22 protein-coding genes are annotated in these 14,723 nt (G+C 69.5%); 9 read left to right on the top strand and 13 right to left on the bottom strand.

The window, feature by feature from the left end:
- Positions 1-34: 34 nt before the first annotated feature.
- Positions 35-646, bottom strand: coding sequence for a DUF3558 domain-containing protein (locus tag WA670_RS16420; RefSeq protein ID WP_336158208.1), 612 nt, complete (start codon positions 644-646; stop codon positions 35-37).
- The gene (locus WA670_RS16425; protein WP_336158209.1) at positions 643-1,035 is read right to left on the bottom strand and encodes a hypothetical protein; all 393 of its coding nucleotides are present in this window, start codon (positions 1,033-1,035) and stop codon (positions 643-645) included. The genes WA670_RS16420 and WA670_RS16425 overlap by 4 nt, the downstream gene beginning before the upstream one ends.
- A gap of 106 nt (positions 1,036-1,141) precedes the next feature.
- On the opposite strand from WA670_RS16425, the gene WA670_RS16430 reads away from it, so the two are divergent.
- Positions 1,142-1,384 carry a helix-turn-helix domain-containing protein gene (locus WA670_RS16430; RefSeq protein ID WP_336158210.1) on the top strand — a complete coding sequence of 81 codons (243 nt, stop codon included), beginning with the start codon at positions 1,142-1,144 and terminating at the stop codon, positions 1,382-1,384.
- Here WA670_RS16430 and WA670_RS16435 read toward each other — a convergent pair.
- Together WA670_RS16435 and WA670_RS16440 are read right to left on the bottom strand one after the other, a co-directional pair.
- Positions 1,381-1,641, bottom strand: coding sequence for a helix-turn-helix domain-containing protein (locus WA670_RS16435; protein WP_336158211.1), 261 nt, complete (start codon positions 1,639-1,641; stop codon positions 1,381-1,383). The two genes, WA670_RS16430 and WA670_RS16435, sit on opposite strands and share 4 nt — an antisense overlap.
- Positions 1,638-1,835 (bottom strand): hypothetical protein, encoded by a 198-nt coding sequence (locus WA670_RS16440; protein ID WP_336158212.1) that lies wholly within the window; start codon positions 1,833-1,835, stop codon positions 1,638-1,640. The genes WA670_RS16435 and WA670_RS16440 overlap by 4 nt, the downstream gene beginning before the upstream one ends.
- A gap of 122 nt (positions 1,836-1,957) precedes the next feature.
- Between WA670_RS16440 and WA670_RS16445 the strand changes: the two genes are divergently transcribed.
- Entirely contained in the window at positions 1,958-2,131 is a 174-nt protein-coding gene (locus WA670_RS16445) for a MerR family transcriptional regulator (protein WP_336158213.1), read from the top strand.
- Positions 2,132-2,198: 67 nt separating this feature from the next.
- Here WA670_RS16445 and WA670_RS16450 read toward each other — a convergent pair whose 3' ends face one another.
- The 6 genes from WA670_RS16450 to WA670_RS16475 are packed head-to-tail and all read right to left on the bottom strand — an operon-like array spanning position 2,199 to position 5,176.
- Entirely contained in the window at positions 2,199-2,834 is a 636-nt protein-coding gene (locus WA670_RS16450; RefSeq protein ID WP_336158214.1) for a hypothetical protein, read from the bottom strand.
- Complete coding sequence (locus WA670_RS16455; protein ID WP_336158215.1) at positions 2,825-3,319, bottom strand: hypothetical protein; 495 nt, start codon at positions 3,317-3,319, stop codon at positions 2,825-2,827. The genes WA670_RS16450 and WA670_RS16455 overlap by 10 nt, the downstream gene beginning before the upstream one ends.
- Positions 3,316-3,591 (bottom strand): hypothetical protein, encoded by a 276-nt coding sequence (locus WA670_RS16460; protein WP_336158216.1) that lies wholly within the window; start codon positions 3,589-3,591, stop codon positions 3,316-3,318. The genes WA670_RS16455 and WA670_RS16460 overlap by 4 nt, the downstream gene beginning before the upstream one ends.
- Positions 3,588-3,911 (bottom strand): WhiB family transcriptional regulator, encoded by a 324-nt coding sequence (locus WA670_RS16465; protein ID WP_336158217.1) that lies wholly within the window; start codon positions 3,909-3,911, stop codon positions 3,588-3,590. Before WA670_RS16465 ends, WA670_RS16460 begins: the two co-directional genes overlap by 4 nt.
- Positions 3,908-4,096 (bottom strand): hypothetical protein, encoded by a 189-nt coding sequence (locus WA670_RS16470; RefSeq protein ID WP_336158218.1) that lies wholly within the window; start codon positions 4,094-4,096, stop codon positions 3,908-3,910. The genes WA670_RS16465 and WA670_RS16470 overlap by 4 nt, the downstream gene beginning before the upstream one ends.
- A 54-nt stretch (positions 4,097-4,150) precedes the next feature.
- Positions 4,151-5,176 carry an MFS transporter gene (locus tag WA670_RS16475; protein WP_336158219.1) on the bottom strand — a complete coding sequence of 342 codons (1,026 nt, stop codon included), beginning with the start codon at positions 5,174-5,176 and terminating at the stop codon, positions 4,151-4,153.
- A gap of 101 nt (positions 5,177-5,277) precedes the next feature.
- Here WA670_RS16475 and WA670_RS16480 point away from each other — a divergent pair, with 101 nt between their 5' ends.
- The 7 genes from WA670_RS16480 (at position 5,278) to WA670_RS16510 (ending at position 12,271) form a co-directional block, all read left to right on the top strand.
- The gene (locus WA670_RS16480; protein WP_336158220.1) at positions 5,278-6,651 is read left to right on the top strand and encodes a purine-cytosine permease family protein; all 1,374 of its coding nucleotides are present in this window, start codon (positions 5,278-5,280) and stop codon (positions 6,649-6,651) included.
- Positions 6,652-6,694: 43 nt separating this feature from the next.
- On the top strand, positions 6,695-7,369 hold the full coding sequence (locus WA670_RS16485; RefSeq protein ID WP_336158221.1) for an SDR family NAD(P)-dependent oxidoreductase: 675 nt from the start codon (positions 6,695-6,697) through the stop codon (positions 7,367-7,369).
- Positions 7,366-8,391 carry an S-adenosylmethionine:tRNA ribosyltransferase-isomerase gene (locus WA670_RS16490; RefSeq protein WP_336158222.1) on the top strand — a complete coding sequence of 342 codons (1,026 nt, stop codon included), beginning with the start codon at positions 7,366-7,368 and terminating at the stop codon, positions 8,389-8,391. Before WA670_RS16485 ends, WA670_RS16490 begins: the two co-directional genes overlap by 4 nt.
- A gap of 114 nt (positions 8,392-8,505) precedes the next feature.
- Entirely contained in the window at positions 8,506-9,561 is a 1,056-nt protein-coding gene (locus tag WA670_RS16495; RefSeq protein ID WP_037811955.1) for an ABC transporter substrate-binding protein, read from the top strand.
- A 25-nt stretch (positions 9,562-9,586) separates the two neighbouring features.
- Positions 9,587-10,363 carry an ABC transporter ATP-binding protein gene (locus WA670_RS16500; RefSeq protein ID WP_037811954.1) on the top strand — a complete coding sequence of 259 codons (777 nt, stop codon included), beginning with the start codon at positions 9,587-9,589 and terminating at the stop codon, positions 10,361-10,363.
- Positions 10,350-11,234: an ABC transporter permease gene (locus WA670_RS16505; protein WP_037811952.1), complete on the top strand. Its 885-nt coding sequence runs from the start codon at positions 10,350-10,352 to the stop codon at positions 11,232-11,234. Before WA670_RS16500 ends, WA670_RS16505 begins: the two co-directional genes overlap by 14 nt.
- Before the next feature lie 47 nt (positions 11,235-11,281).
- A complete protein-coding gene (locus WA670_RS16510) occupies positions 11,282-12,271 on the top strand; it encodes a YdcF family protein (protein WP_238607969.1) in 990 nt (329 codons plus the stop codon).
- On the opposite strand, the gene WA670_RS16515 is transcribed toward WA670_RS16510, so the two are convergent.
- The 3 genes from WA670_RS16515 to WA670_RS16525 all read right to left on the bottom strand — a co-directional run bounded on the left by WA670_RS16515 (position 12,272) and on the right by WA670_RS16525 (position 14,668).
- Entirely contained in the window at positions 12,272-12,487 is a 216-nt protein-coding gene (locus WA670_RS16515) for a cold-shock protein (protein ID WP_037811949.1), read from the bottom strand. It abuts the gene before it with no gap.
- Positions 12,488-12,549: 62 nt separating this feature from the next.
- The gene (locus tag WA670_RS16520; protein ID WP_336158223.1) at positions 12,550-14,004 is read right to left on the bottom strand and encodes a tachylectin-related carbohydrate-binding protein; all 1,455 of its coding nucleotides are present in this window, start codon (positions 14,002-14,004) and stop codon (positions 12,550-12,552) included.
- A 127-nt stretch (positions 14,005-14,131) separates the two neighbouring features.
- Positions 14,132-14,668 (bottom strand): hypothetical protein, encoded by a 537-nt coding sequence (locus tag WA670_RS16525; protein ID WP_336158224.1) that lies wholly within the window; start codon positions 14,666-14,668, stop codon positions 14,132-14,134.
- Between the last annotated feature and the right edge of the window lie 55 nt (positions 14,669-14,723).

A 14,723-nucleotide genomic window follows, 5' to 3' on the forward strand; every position in this document is an offset into this window, starting at 1 on the left:
GGGCCCGCGTCGCCGATCGTTCCACACTGGCCGTTCAGCGACCGGCTTTCTGCTTGAGGTTGGTCAGCACCTGCCCGGCGATCTGGGTCGCGACCGGGCAGGCGTCGGCGGTGCTCTCGTCGCCGACGTGCACACCGACCACGAAGTCGGCGGTGTCGGCGATGCCGACTGCGACCTGGCAGAAGGACGACACCGGCCCCGGCTTGTCGGAGTACGCGACGGCCGGGTAGCCCTGGATCGGCGGCAGCACGTCGAAACGCTTCATTTGCTTGCGCGTCTGGCTGTAGTAGGGGCTCAGGCCCTCGTGCCGTTTGTTGGTGAAGAAGACGGCGAGGTTGGCCCCGGCTGAGTTGAACCAGTTGCAGGACGGCCCCGAGCCAGGCAGTGTGTCTGGCTGGCCGTCGGCGGCGTGGCCCACGTCGGCCTTGACCTGTTCAGGGGTGAGCGCGTCGCAGGGGCTCCCGGAGATGACGCTGTCCGGCAACGGGTTCTCGACCTTGGGTGCTCCGGCGTACGGCAGCGACGGGCTGTTCGGGGACGATTCGGGTGGGCTCGTCGCGGGTGAGGGGGCACCGCCCGTGGGGGTCGAGCACGCGGCGAGCAGCAGCCCGGCTGCCGCGACGGGGAGGAGGGTACGGGACTTCATTCGCTCTTTCCTGCTTGGGTGATGAGGCCGCCTTGGTCCTGGTCGTTGGCCACGGTGATGCCGAGCGCCTGCCTGATGCGTTTGATCAGCTCGGTGACGTGGTCGAGCTGGAGATCGATGTGCCCACCGCCATAGGAGTATGCCCCGAGTTGTCCGTGGCCGTCGCCGTGCATCGCTGTGTGCGCGGCAACGGTCGACGGGTCTTGTGACGGCGTTGTCATCGAGCAGAGTTTTGCCGCCTTCTGGTGCATCGCCTGGAGCTTCTGCTGAACGCCGGTCAGCTTGTCGAGCAGCATCCGGGCCTCGTCGGGCTCCAGTACGAAACCGTCCGGAGCGCTGGCCTTGTCGTCCTGGCTCGCGGCGACGGTGAACGCGGTGTCTTCCCACATGCTCGATCCAGCCCCTCCCTGGCCGCTGTCTGCATTTGCAGACACACGGATGGTAGCGGGTCGTTGACTGCACGCGCTGCGGAATCGGGAAGGTAGGTTGCCGCGCATGGCGAAGGAACCGCAGTCGGAAGCCACGCGGGAGCTGGGCGTGCGCGTGCGGACGCTGCGGGAACAACGCGGCATCGGCCAGGAGGAGCTTGCCCGGCGGGCCGGGGTGCACTGGACGTTCGTCAGCCAGTTGGAGCGCGGCCTGCGGAACGTCAATCTGCACAACCTGCTCAAGTTCGCCGCCGGTCTGGGCGTCGACCCGGCCGTGCTGGTGCGCGGGCTCAAGCCGCCGGAGGACTAGGCGCGTTCGCCCGTCCGGTAGAGGCGGTGGAACAAGGCCAGCTCCAGGATGCGCTTCTGCTCGGTGCCCACGATGCCGAGCGCGCCGAGGATGAGCGCGACCTGGATAGGGCTCGGCACGCGCTCGCCCTGCTCCCACACGGCGATCCGCCCCGGAGAGACGCCGATGCGGCGGGCCAGCTCGCGCACGCCGAAGCGCCGTTGCTCGCGTGCTTCGCGGAGCGCGTCGCCGAGCTGCTGCGCCGGGTCGGCGTTCATTCGCAGGCGGTGTCGTGCTTGGCGCAGTCGGGGCACTTCGCGGGGTCGCCGACGGGCGGTGCGGGCACCAGCCATCGACGGCACATCGCCTTGACGATCGTGCCGTCGGATTGCCGGAGCACGTACACCACCAGGTGCCGCCACCCGTCCGTGGTGATCGTCCAGACCGGCATCACGGCCGAATACCCGCCCATCGCAGCCTCCCGAACGCGGCGAAACGCGACAAGCGTACGTGAGCGACCGTGTTCGCGGCTCAACGCGGTGGAGTGCGTCACTCAGTTGGACGAGTGCGACATCTGCGGGCGAAGGTAGGCAAGTGACTGATCGACTGCTTCCCACCGCCGAGGCCGCCAAAGCCATCGGCGTCGACCGCCGGACGCTCCAGCGGTGGTGGAAGGCAGGCGACGTCAGCCCGGAGGTCGTGACGCCTGGCGGGCACGCCCGATGGAACGTGGAAGATCTCAAGCGGCAGCTGCGCGATCGCCGCTGACGCACGAAAACGGCCCGCCCGAGGGAATCGGAGCGGGCCGTTGACGCCGGTTTCGTGGCGCGCGCGGTCAGAAGGTGCGCATCTCGGCGAAGGTCATCGGCGCAGCGTTGAGCGTGCAGGTGTGCAGGTTCCGGAACCCGCCGCTGCCGTCGCTGTTCCAGCCTTGCAGCGGCTCGGCGTTGGAGTCGGTGACCGTCGTCCCGTCCCACGAGATCGTGCAGACCGGCCGCGGCTTGGATCCCATGCTGTCGGCGATGTCCTCCATGTCGACCGACGGCTGGGCCACCGCCACCCGCAATCGGAAGGCGTCTCGGGCCGCGTACGTTCCGAGCGTGAAGGTCTTCGTCCGGTTGGCGTCCGAGCCGTCGAAGACGCTGGCTTCCCGGGTTGTTCCGTACACAACCGATGCGTCGGGATCGAGGACGTAGCCGGTGGGGGACTTGATGTAGCGGTAGCTGTCGGCGTTCTGCGCGTCCCAGATCGTCACGGTCACCACGTGTGCGATAGCTCCGGGCGACCGCTCGGCGGTGCCTGTGACGACCGGGGCCGGTGTGGCGAGGGCTAAGGCTGCGATGCCGCCCGCGAGCAAGGCCCCGACGAGCGCGGCGATCTGGCGTCTTCGGCTGGTGTTCATGGTGGATTCCTCCGTCGCTCTGGAAGAAGAATCGCGAAACCGCCCGATTTGTAACGTGCTCATGCCCACTTCACCCGGCAGGCCACGGTGTTGGTGTGCTCCAGCGGAACTCGCTCGGTGGTCGCGATCTGCTTGCCGTCGTAGGTGATCGCGCATCCCACCGTGGTGTCGCCGATCGGCGCGGCCACGTACACCACGAGGTCCAGCTGATCGGCCGCCTTCTTGGTCTGGAAGCGCGCCGAGTCCGACCCGGAATCCGGCAGGCCGATCGGGCCGGTGTCGCCGAAGACCTCGCCCTTCACCCGGAACTGGGTACCGGGCGCACCGGTGACGGACACGACGACCTCGTGCTGCTCCGGCCCGCACTGGCGGTTGCCGTCCTTGTGGCAGTCCCAGCACGGCTCGTCCTCCTCGCAGGAGGCAGCCGCCGGTTCGGCCTTGCCCGGCACGGAGTCGGCCAGCGCCCCGGACGCCCAGAGAGCCAGCAGCGCCACGAGCACGATCACGGCGGCCAGGCCGAGCAGGGCAGCGGCGACAACCGCGGCGCGCCTCATCGGCCCGCCTCCTCGTCGTTGTCGGCCAGCTCGCGCCACAGGGCCGCAGCCGAGTTCTCGTCGAGCGCGTCCAGAAGGCCGGCGATCGCCTCGGCCTCCCCGGCGGCCATGCCCGGGGCCAGCTCCCGCACGCTGTCCTCCTCGGTGAGGGCGGTGCGGAACGCCTCCAGGGCGCTGCCGAGCCGGTCGCCGCCCTTGCGGCACCAGCAGACGCTGTGGTGCACGAGGAATCCGCCGGGGATCGCGCTGGTGTCGTGGATGCGCACGCTCATGCCGCCACCGCCTGCGCCTCGCGGACCTGCCTCAGCCATGCCCGCTCGTTCGGCGTGGTTCCGCCCCACACTCCGAATTCCTGTTCCGTGGCGAGTGCGTAGGACAGGCACTGCGCCCGCAGATCGCAGTTCCGGCAGGTGCGCTGGGCTGCCTTGGGGTTCTCGCCCTTCTCGGGAAAGAAGATCTCGGAGTCCGTCTCGGCGCACCGGCCGCCGACGGGGGCGTCCGGCCGGACCAGGTCCGCCTCGGCCAGCCACTCCAGGAGCTGGACCCGGCGGGTCTCCCGGCGGGGTGCCGTCCGGAATCTCGCCGCGCTCATCGGACGTCCCACCCGGCGTCGATCTGCGCGGGGGTGATCCCGGCGTGCAGGGCCTTGTTGACTCGACCGGCCAGCCGTGCGGCCGCCTCGCGCACGTCTCCGTCGGCGGCGGTGTGCGTGCCCTGCCGGACGGCGAGCAGGTGCCGCAACACGCGGTTCGCGTCGTTGGCTTCGCTGATGTTCACTGGTCCTCCTACCTGGGTGAATGGAGGCAAAACACCAGCTCAGCAGTGGTGCAATTAGCGCACTAGATGCCCGGGGATGTTCTCCTGCATCGTCGTGTCCCAGGCGACGCCCATGACGCCCGCGCAGAACCCGGCGGCGAAGGTCGACCCCGCCAGCACCGCGAACCCCGCGTGCAGGCCGAGCGCGATCAGCGGCAGCACAGTCAGCGCGGCACTCGCCAGCCCCAGCGGCAGCAGCCGTCGCGGCGCGAGCCGGTACATCACCAGCCCCGACAGCAGCGCGCCCACCGCCCGCACGCTCAGCACCACGCCCCAGCCGGCCGCGCCGATCGTGTCCTGCGCGATTCCCGGCCCGAGCACCAGCCAGCCGCCGGTGAACACGATGTTGTAGACGGTGAAGGCACTGACCACCCGCCACAGCCACGGGATCCGCCAGAACTGCCGCCAGCCGGTTCGCACACTGCGCAAGACGCTGTCCGGCCCGGAGTGCTCCGCCGGGGGCAGCGTGATCGCCTGGTAGAGCAAGGCGGCGAGCACGAACGACACCCCGTCGGCGGCGATCGCCCAGCCACCGCCGACCGTGCCGACCAGGATCCCGGCGACGGCCGGGCCGGCCACCTTGGTGAGGTTCCGCCCGGTGGCCAGCAGCGAGTTCGCCTGGCGCAGCGATTCCGCCGGGACGATCTGCGGCACGATCCCGCGCAGCACCGGCGTGGTGAACGCGGTGCAGACCCCGCCGAGGAACTCGGTGCCGGCGAGGGCGGCCAGCGAGTAATTGCCGGTGAGCAGGATGGCCGCGGCGACCAGCTGCGCCGCGCCCGCGCCGAGGTTCGACAGCCGCAGCACGCGGTTGCGCGGGAACCGGTCGCCGACCGCGCCGCCGACGAGCAGGAACGCGAGCCGCGGCACGATCCCGGCGGCGAGCACGACGCCGAGGTCGGTCGGGCTGCGGCTGCTGCCCAGCACCGCGAACGCCAGCGCGACCGGGGTCATGGCGCTGCCCAGCAGCGAGACCAGTCGTCCGGTGTAGAAAACGGCGAATGCCCGATGGCGCAGCGGAGTGCGCGGTCTTTCCCCCACCCCGCGATCTTGGCGAGAACGGGTCGGGAACGCCACAGAGTATTGGCGAGGTTGGGTACTCCGGTTCAGACTCACGGGTCAGCCGGGAGAAAGGGCACGAAATGAGCGGGATCGACGCCGAGGTCTTCGGGGGCCGAATGCCGTCTGGAGCAGGGGATTTCGCGATCGAAACGCACGGAATCACCCCGATCCCGCACGCGAACCGGTTCGGGCGGCCGTGGCGGCTCGCGGGCGTGTGGTTCGCCCCGAACCTGACCATGACCGCCGTCTTCACCGGCACCCTCGGCGCGACGCTCGGGCTCGGTTTCACCACCGGGTTCGTCATCGCGCTGATCGGCACCGTGCTCGGTTCGCTGCCGGTCGCGTGGCTGTCCACCTGGGGTCCGCGCACCGGAACCGGGCAGCTGCCGCTCGCCCGGCTCCCCTTCGGCCGCGGCGTCGTGCTGCCCGGTCTGGTGCAATGGCTCGGCTCGATCGCGTGGGACGCGCTGGTCGGGCTGTTCGGCGGCGAGGCGCTGGCGCAGCTGACCGGGCTGCCGTTCTGGGCGGCGGTGCTGGTGGTGCTGGTGTTGCAGTGCACGCTCGGCGTGTTCGGCTACGCGGTGATCCACCGGGTCCAGGCCGTGATGAGCGTGGTGCTGGTTGTCGCATTTGTCGCGCTCGCGGTAAAGGTGGTGCTTGATCACCCGATCACGTTCGCCGATTCCGCGACCGGCGGCGATTTCGCCGGAGCCGTCGTGCTGTTTTCCACCATTACGCTCAGCCTCGCTATTTCGTGGGCTCCTTACGCATCGGATTTCAGCCGTTACCTGCCCGCCACGACCCGGTCGAGCGGCGTCTTTTGGTACACGCTGCTCGGACTGACCGCGTCGTACGCGATCGGCGAGGGCATCGGTCTCGCCCTCGGCACAGCATTGGGCGACCAGACCGCCGCTGGAGTGTCGACGCTGCTCGGCGGTGGCGTGCTGGGTGCGGTGGCGCTGCTGGTGATCGCGCTGGCGGCGGTGTCGTCCAACGCGATGAACGACTACAGCGGTTCGCTCGCGTTGCAGACTGTCGGCGTGCGGGTGCGTCGTCCGGTGTCCGCGGTGGTCGTGACGGTGCTGGCGTTCGCGTTGATCCTCTGGATGCACAGCGGCGATCTGGCGGCGAAATTCCAGAATGTCCTGCTGGTGGTGAGTTACTGGATCCCGCCGTTCCTCGGTGTCGTCGTGCCGGACTGGCTGCGGCGCACCCGTCGCGGCCGCGAGGTCGACGTGCTGGCTGAGCTGCGCCGACCGGTTCGCAGCTGGGCCGCGCTGGTGGCGTTCGTGGTGGGCTTCGCGGCGGCGGTGCCGTTCATGAACACGACTGTCTACACCGGACCGGTCGCCGCGGCGCTGCACGGGGCGGATCTGGCCTACTACGCCGGCTTCGTGGTTTCGCTCGTGGCGTATTTGGTTCTACGCGGCCGCCGACCGGTTGACCTCCAGTAAGGTAGAGGTCGCACGCTGGCAGGTGCCTACTTCTGGAGGGACCATGCCAGTAGCTGTTGTCACCGGCGCTTCCGCCGGTCTGGGCCGGGCGCTCGCCTCGGCTCTCGTCCGTCGCGATTGGACAGTGCTGGGCACCGGACGCGACCCGGGGACGCTGCGCGCGGCCGCCGCGGACCTCGGGTTCACCCCGGTGCCCGGCGACGTCACCGATCCCGCACACCGCGCCCAGCTTGCCGAAGCCGCCGGACCCTGGCTCGATCTGCTCGTCAACAACGCCAGCACGCTCGGCGCCAGCCCGCTGCCGCCGCTGGCCGAGTATCCGCCGGACGAGCTGGAAACTGTCTTCCGCACCAACGTTTTCGCGCCGCTCGCTCTCACGCGGTTGCTGCTGCCCGCGCTCGCCGCGGCAAAGGGAGTGCTGGTGAACATCAGCTCCGACGCCGCCGTGGAGGCGTACGAGGGCTGGGGCGGCTACGGTTCGGCGAAGGCCGCGTTGGACCACGTGAGCGCGGTGCTGGGCGTGGAAAACCCGGACATCGCGGTGTATGCCGTCGATCCCGGGGATCTGCGCACCGCCATGCACCAGGCCGCTTTCCCCGGCGAGGACATCTCGGACCGGCCGCTGCCGGAGACCGCGGTACCGGCTTTCCTGCGGCTGCTGGAGGAACGTCCGGCGAGCGGCCGCTTCCGGGCAGCGGATCTGGAGGTGCAGTCATGACCGCACCGCGCACCCGGTTCGACCTGGCCGAGGACCGCAGCGCGTCCGCGCCGCCCGAAGCGCGCGGCCTCGCCCGGGACGAAGTGCGGCTGCTCGCTGCCGGTCCGGAAGGCGTGCAGCATGCCGTTTTCCGTGATCTGGCAGCGTTCTTGAATCCCGGCGATCTGCTGTTGGTCAACACTTCCGGCACGCTGGCCGCCGCGGTCGACGCCGTCCGGGACGACCACGTCATCACCGTCCACTTCTCCACTGAGCTGGACGACGGCACCTGGGTGGTCGAGCTTCGCGCTCCCGGCGGCCCACTCCTCGACGGACGCGCGGGGGAGCGGCTCCGGCTGCCCGCCGGCGCCGTCGTCACGTTGCGCGAGCCGCACGCCGCCGGGGCGCAACGGTTGTGGCGCGCGAAGATCGAAGTAGAAGGCGAGGTCCCGCGGTATCTCGCGAAGGTCGGGCGGCCGATCCGCTACGGCTATGTCCCGCGCGCGTGGCCGCTGCCGAATTACCAGACGGTGTTCGCGCTTGATCCGGGTTCGGCGGAGATGCCGAGCGCGGCGCGGCCGTTCACTGCGGAATTGGTCACACAACTCGTCTCGCGCGGTGTGCTGTTCGCACCGATCTTGTTGCACACCGGCGTCTCGTCGCCGGAAGCCGGGGAACCGCCGTACGGTGAGCGATTTCGCGTTCCGGCCACGACTGCGGCGTTGGTCAATTGGGTGCGTGACCAGGGTGGACGCGTTATCGCAGTAGGGACAACGGCGGTGCGCGCGATCGAATCCGCCGCGAATCCCGGCGGACTCGTCACCGCGGCTGCGGGCTGGACCGAACTGGTTCTCGGCCCGGACCGGCCGGCGCGCGCGGTCGACGGTTTGCTCACCGGATTGCACACGCCGGAGGCTTCCCACCTGCTGCTTCTCGAAGCGGTGGTGGGTCCGGAGCTGGTGCAACGGGCTTACGACGCGGCGGTGCGTCGGGAGTATCTGTGGCACGAGTTCGGCGATGTCTCGCTCCTGACAAGCAGGTGAGGCCCAGGCCTGTCAAGTAATCCCGCACAATTTCCCGGGATGCGGATGCATATGCAGTCTCGCGGGTGAACGTGTCATTCTCGCCCCGTTCCGCTGACCGCGAAAGGGCCATTTGTGCGTACATTTCCGCGAACCCGATTGCTCGCTTCCGCACTCGCCGCTGTGACGGTGCTCGGGGCGCTCGCCGGGTGCACCCGCGCGGATCGCACCGAGGCCGCGACCAACCAGGGCGCCGCCGGGGAGGTGCGCGTCGGCTTCTTCCCGAACGTGACGCACACGCCCGCGCTGATCGGGGTCAAGAAGAACTTCTTCGCGCAGAACCTCGGCGGCACGAAACTCACGACACAGACGTTCAACGCCGGTCCGTCCGAAGTGAACGCGTTGCTCGGCGGTTCGCTCGACGTCGCGTTCATCGGCTCCGGGCCGGCGATCAACGCCTTCACCAAGTCCAAGGGCGCGATCCAGCTGGTGTCCGGCGCGGTCACCGGCGGCGCGCAGCTGGTGGTCAAGCCCGGGATCACCTCGGTCGACCAGCTCAAGGGCAAGACGATCGCGACGCCGCAGCTGGCCAACACCCAGGACGTCGCGCTCAAGAAGTTCCTCGCCGAGAAGCACCTGACCGGCCAGGTCAACGTGACCAACCTGGACAACCCGAAGACGCTCGACGCGTTCCGCAAGGGCGAGGTCGACGGCGGCTGGCTGCCCGAACCGTGGTCGTCGCGGCTGATCGCCGACGCGGGCGCGAAGGTGCTGGTCGACGAGAAGTCGCTGTGGCCGCAAGGCCGGTTCCCGACGACCGTCGCGATCGTGCGCAGCGAATTCCTCAAGCAGCACCCGGACACCGTGCGCGCGCTGCTGAAGGGCGAACTGCAGGCGATCGACTGGGCGAAGAAGAACCCGGCCGAGGCGAAGACCGTGGTCAACGGAGCGCTCAAGGAGCTGTCCGGCAGCTCGCTCAGCCCGGCCGTGCTCGACCGCGCGTTCGCGAACATCGAACTCACCGCCGACCCGGTGCCCGCGCAGTTCCCGCAGCTGGCCAAGGACTCGGTGACCGCGGGCGTGGTCGACCAGGTGGTGGACCTCAAGGGGTTCGCCGACTTCGGCCCGCTCAACGAGGCACTCAAGGCACAGCAGCTGCCCGCCGTCAACGCGCCCGAACTGGCCAAGTGACGTCCCGACCGGAAGGCGATCCGCGATGACCACCACCCTGGCCCGGCCAGTGACCGCCGCCGTCCACCTCGACCGCGTGGGCAAGGTGTTCGGCTCCGCCGGCAACGCCGTGACCGCGCTCGACGGGGTCGACCTCACCGTCGAACCGGGCGAGTTCGTCTGCCTGCTCGGCGCGTCCGGCTGCGGCAAGAGCACGCTGCTGAACCTCGTCGCCGGCCTCGACCAGCCGTCCGCCGGCGAGATCACTCTCACCACCTCGCGGCCCGCGGTGATGTTCCAGGAGGCCGCGCTGATGCCGTGGCTGACCGCGTCCCGGAACGTGGAACTGCCGCTGCGGCTCGCTGGCTTCGGCCGTTCCGAGCGTCGGGAGAAGGCCGCTGAGCTGCTGGACCTGGTGCGGCTGAGCGACGCGGCACGCAAGCGTCCGCACGAGCTGTCCGGCGGGATGCGGCAGCGGGTCGCGCTGGCCCGTGCGCTGGCCGCGACCCACCGGGTCGGCGGTGACGACGGCAACGCGCTGCTGCTCATGGACGAACCGTTCGCGGCGCTCGACGCGATCACCCGCGACGTGCTGCAGAGCGAGTTGCTGCGGGTGTGGCGCAGCACCGGTACGTCGGTGCTGTTCGTGACGCACGACGTGCGCGAAGCCGTCCGGCTCGGACAGCGCGTGGTGCTGCTGTCGTCGCGTCCGGGCCGCGTGGTCCGCGAGTGGGACGACGTGCCGTCCGCCGACGCCGAACTGCTGGCCGAGGAGATCACGGCCGATCTGCGAAAGGTGATCAGCACCCATGCCGCAGCCTGATCAGGCGGCCCCCGAGCTCGACGAAGCCGTCGGCGCCGGCCTGGACCGGCTCGACACCCCCACCGGCGCGCGGCCGGCTTCGCTGCGCCGCCGGTTCGTGCGCGGATTCCTGCCGCCCGTCGGCGCGCTCGTGCTGCTGGTGATCCTCTGGCAGATCCTGTGGGCCGCCGCGTTCTGGCCGGAGACCACGCTGCCCGCGCCGCTGGACGTCTGGGCCGAGTTCTGGAGCACGGTCACCGACGGTTCGGTCTTCGGCTTCATCTGGACCTCCGTGCACCGCGCCGCCTTGGGTTTCGCCGCCGGGGTCGTGCTCGGCACGCCGCTGGGCATCCTGGTGGCGAAGGTCCGCGTGGTGCGCGCCGCGATCGGCCCGCTGCTGAGCGGATTGCAGAGCCTGCCGTCGGTGGCGTGGGTGCCCGCCGCGGTGATCTGGTTCGGCATCAACGACGCGGCGATCTACTTCGTCGTGCTGCTGGGCTCGGTCCCGTCGATCGCGAACGGCCTCGTGTCCGGCATCGACCAGATCCCGCCGATCCTGCCGCGCGTCGGCAAGGTGATGGGCGCTGGCCGCCTCGCCGCGGCCCGGCACATCCTGCTGCCCGCCGCGCTGCCCGGGTTCCTGGCAGGGCTCAAGCAGGGCTGGGCGTTCTCGTGGCGTTCGCTGATGGCCGCGGAACTGATCGCGCGCTCGCCGAGCCTCGGCGTCGGGCTGGGGACGTACTTGAACGACGGGTCGTCGTACAACTCGATGCCCAAGGTGATCGCGGCGATTTTCCTGATTTTGTTCGTCGGGGTGGCGATCGAGCTGATCGTGTTCCGTCCGCTGGAACGGTCGGTGCTGCGCGCGCGGGGCTTGACGGCGTCACTCTGAGTACCTGCCCGAGCGCCGCTCGCGGGTGCCAGACAGAATGCTGGACCATGACTTCCGGGCTGTTCGCGCTGGCTTCCGTGCTCGTGTTCGTCGTACGGTTCGCGCGCGAGCCGCGGCGGGTCGGCAACGCGGTGTGGTTCCTGATCGCGCTCGGCTTCACCGGATTGTGGCTGCTGTCGTTTTTCAACCACGTCGAATGGGCGCAGGTCGCGATCATCGTGGTGGTGGCGCTCGTCGGCGGGCTCGGTGCTTTGGCCCTGCCGTGGGCACTGATCGCGAACGGCGTCGTAATGCTGCGCCGGGAAGGCCGGCGGCTCGCGAACCTGTTGTCGCTGCTGGCCGGGCTCGGTCTGCTCGCGGTGTTCGCTCTCGCGGTGAGCTCGCTCATCTTCGACGATCAGCCGCTGCTGCGCGTGGCCGCGATGGCGGTGCTGCTCGTGACCGGTTATCTGGCGTTCCTGTTCACGGCGCTGCTGCTGTACTCGATCCTCTACAGCCGGGTCACCCGCCGCGCCAGCGCCGGAGCGGTGGTCGTCCTCGGCTCCGGGCTGCAGGGCGACCGGGTGCCGCCGCTGCTGGCCAGCAGGCTCGACCGCGCGGTGCAGGTGCAGCAGCGGTCGCCGGGTGCGTTGCTGGTGGTGTCCGGCGGGCAAGGCGCGGACGAACTGACGTCGGAAGCGGACGCGATGGCGCGGTACCTCCTCGCGGCGGAGGTCCCGGCGGAGCAGATCGTGCTGGAAGACCGGGCCACGACCACGAGCGAGAACCTGCGATTCAGCGTCGCTTTGCTTGCGCAGCGAGGCTTTTCCGGGCCGATTCTGGCGGTGACGAACAACTACCACGTGTTCCGGACCGCGGTGCTCGCGCGGCAGCTGGGGTTGCGGCTCAACGTGATCGGCGCGAAGACGGCGTCGTATTTCGTGCCGAGCGCTTTCTTACGGGAGTTCGTCGCTCTGCTGCTGGAGTACCGGAAGACGAACGCGGCGGCGTTGCTGTTCTTGGGTGTGGGACCGTTTTTGCTGTACCTGATGAGCTGATCAGACGGCGCGCACCTGGATCGCGCGCCAGTGGCAGCCGTCCTGCTCGGCCCGTTCGACGGTGAACCGCACCTGGTCGCCCGCGGTGAGGAACCGGAATCCCTCAGCCTCGATCATCGAGTAATGCGCCCAGATCGGCCCGTCGACGGCGGCCGATTCGAGGATGCCCCAGCCTTCGTCGACTTCCCAGCGCACGACCTTCCCGAGATGTTCCACGACGGCCAGCTTAGGGAAGGATCGCCGCGCCGCACAGGGAATTACGGCACGGCGATCCTGTTCTAACGAACCAAGGTGCAGGAATTGCGTTGCGCCTCGACGTCGGAGAACTGCTGCCACCCGCCGTCGCCGATCACGGTCGGGCCGGGGGACCAGGTGTCGCTGTAGGGCAGATAGCGGTACCAGCGCAGTTCGCCCTTGCCAGTGACGGTGTAGAGGACATCCGCGCCCGCGGAGGTGATGCGGGTGAACGCGTTCCAGCCGCCGTTGCCGACGAGCTTCTTTTCCTGTGCCCACTTGTGCCCGGCCTCGTCCCAGGCGTAGCGGTACAGGAAGCCGTCGGTGCTGCGGGCGTAGAGCACGCCGTCGCCGCCGCCGGTGATGAGGTTGTAGGAATTCCAGCCGGTCCCGAGGGTTTCGGACGACCAGGTCTTGGCGGCGGTGTCGTAGCGGCGGCGGGAGAGCGAGCCGTCCGCGTTGACGACGTAGATGTCGCCGCGGCTGTCGATGGTGATGCGGTTGTGGTTGGCCGCGTTGTCGAACCCGGTCCAGCCGGTGGCGACAACTGTGCGCGAGTCGGGTGTCCAGCCGGTGCCGTTCCACTGGTAGCGGTAGACGTCGCCGTTCGCGCGGATGCCGTAGAGCAGCCCGTCGGGTCCGGCGAGGAGCCGGACGTAGCCGTTCCAGCCGCCGGTGCCGATCGTGGACTGGCGGGGATCCATCGGACCGCCGTCAGTCGGGTTCGGATGCGGGTAGAGCTGCAGGTCGCTGGTGACGGCGAAGAGCGGAACCGTTGTCCGGCACTGGATGGCCAGCTCGGGCGCCTGCGCGCGGATCCAGTCGACGAGGTCGTCGGTGCGGGTTTCGACGCTGCCCTGGCGGGTTTCGGTGACGGCGAGGCAGCCGTGCTGCCACGACCGCGAGCTGATCCCGATGAGCTCGGGAGTGTTGTTCGCCGTGGTGCGGATCGCGGGACCGCCTGCGTCGCCGAGGCAGGTGTCGTGCCCGTCGGCGTTGGTGAGGCCGAAGGCGGTGGCAGCGACCGACGCGGTGGTGAACGGCGAGGTCGTGGCCTTGTCCGGAACCCAAGTGTCGGAGGTGCGGCCGAAGCCGGCGACGGTGAGCGTTTCGCCCGCTGTCGGCGCGGTCCGTCCCAAGGAGATCGGGGTGACGTTGGCGATCGGGGTGGCGAGCTTGGCCAGCACCAGATCCCGATCCGGTCGCGGAATCAGGGTTGCGACCTTCGCCGTGGCAGCGCCTGCCGTGACGGTGACCGGGCTTGCCGGTGTCCCGGAACCGGCTGGCACGCAACCGCTGGCGGTGACGATCCACTGCGGTCCGAGGAGAACGCCGCTGCAGCCGTGCCCATCGGCGGCGACGCGAACGACGAAGTCGAAAGCCTTGTCGGGGACGGGAGTTCCGCCGCTGATGGCGTCCGCGGGCGGGACGATCACCAGGCCTGCCGCGACTGCGGCCGAGGCAGCGACGGCCAGCCGGAGGCGTGGGGGAGTAGTCACGGCAACGCTATCGATCTTGGGACCGCGCCATTACCGGATGTTCCGGTGAGCGGGAGTGTTATTCCTGGCTGCCGGAACCGTCGAGCGGAAACGGCCGGAGAAACAGTTTCCGCTCGACGGTGCTCGATCACGAGGAAGCGTCCAATTGGAGCAAGGTGGTCGGCGCGCCGGGCGGATTGGTTCCGACTCCGACCTGCGTCGTTCCGCTCGGATTAACGTCGACGGTGCTGTGCTGCCCGCTGTCGGTGGTCAGTTCCGCGCGCACCTTGTGCCCCGCCCCGGAATTGATCCCGTCGCCGCGGATGGAATAGACGGCCGGGATTTTCATTGTGAGATGACCGGTCGGCGCGATGACGTGGAAGCACACCCGGCCGTCGCTGCCCTGCCCGACCGGCTCGCTGGTCCGGACCTGGATCAGGCCGACCGTGTCCGGGCCGGAGGGGCAGGCGGCGAACAGGATGTGCCCGTCGCCGGAGAGCAGCTGGACGTGGTAGTCGGCGAGGATCTGGTCCGCGCCGGGGTAATGGAAGTCCTCGACGATCGCGGGCTGCTGGTCCTCCGCGGTGGCGGCGGACCCGGTGCCCAGGGTCAAGGTCGTCGCGGCGGCGGCGCACACCGCTGCCGAGGCGACGACCGCGATGCCGGACTTCGTTCGGGTCGACAAGCTCAAAGGTTCCCCCTTGCGGACTAATAAACCGTGGCAAAGCGAGTAGTGAACC

Source organism: Amycolatopsis sp. VC5-11 (genome assembly GCF_037034185.1).
Taxonomy (GTDB): Bacteria; Actinomycetota; Actinomycetes; order Mycobacteriales; family Pseudonocardiaceae; genus Amycolatopsis; species Amycolatopsis nivea.

Excerpts from the sequence above, each read along its gene's own strand:
- WA670_RS16420 (WP_336158208.1), bottom strand. The coding sequence starts at position 646 with ATGAAGTCCCGTACCCTCCTCCCCGTCGCGGCAGCCGGGCTGCTGCTC.
- WA670_RS16455 (WP_336158215.1), bottom strand. The coding sequence starts at position 3,319 with ATGAGGCGCGCCGCGGTTGTCGCCGCTGCCCTGCTCGGCCTGGCCGCC.
- WA670_RS16460 (WP_336158216.1), bottom strand. The coding sequence starts at position 3,591 with ATGAGCGTGCGCATCCACGACACCAGCGCGATCCCCGGCGGATTCCTC.
- WA670_RS16485 (WP_336158221.1), top strand. The coding sequence starts at position 6,695 with ATGCCAGTAGCTGTTGTCACCGGCGCTTCCGCCGGTCTGGGCCGGGCG.
- WA670_RS16490 (WP_336158222.1), top strand. The coding sequence starts at position 7,366 with ATGACCGCACCGCGCACCCGGTTCGACCTGGCCGAGGACCGCAGCGCG.
- WA670_RS16465 (WP_336158217.1), bottom strand. The coding sequence starts at position 3,911 with ATGAGCGCGGCGAGATTCCGGACGGCACCCCGCCGGGAGACCCGCCGG.
- WA670_RS16430 (WP_336158210.1), top strand. The coding sequence starts at position 1,142 with ATGGCGAAGGAACCGCAGTCGGAAGCCACGCGGGAGCTGGGCGTGCGC.
- WA670_RS16435 (WP_336158211.1), bottom strand. The coding sequence starts at position 1,641 with ATGAACGCCGACCCGGCGCAGCAGCTCGGCGACGCGCTCCGCGAAGCA.
- WA670_RS16510 (WP_238607969.1), top strand. The coding sequence starts at position 11,282 with ATGACTTCCGGGCTGTTCGCGCTGGCTTCCGTGCTCGTGTTCGTCGTA.
- WA670_RS16440 (WP_336158212.1), bottom strand. The coding sequence starts at position 1,835 with ATGGGCGGGTATTCGGCCGTGATGCCGGTCTGGACGATCACCACGGAC.
- WA670_RS16500 (WP_037811954.1), top strand. The coding sequence starts at position 9,587 with ATGACCACCACCCTGGCCCGGCCAGTGACCGCCGCCGTCCACCTCGAC.
- WA670_RS16480 (WP_336158220.1), top strand. The coding sequence starts at position 5,278 with ATGAGCGGGATCGACGCCGAGGTCTTCGGGGGCCGAATGCCGTCTGGA.
- WA670_RS16425 (WP_336158209.1), bottom strand. The coding sequence starts at position 1,035 with ATGTGGGAAGACACCGCGTTCACCGTCGCCGCGAGCCAGGACGACAAG.
- WA670_RS16505 (WP_037811952.1), top strand. The coding sequence starts at position 10,350 with ATGCCGCAGCCTGATCAGGCGGCCCCCGAGCTCGACGAAGCCGTCGGC.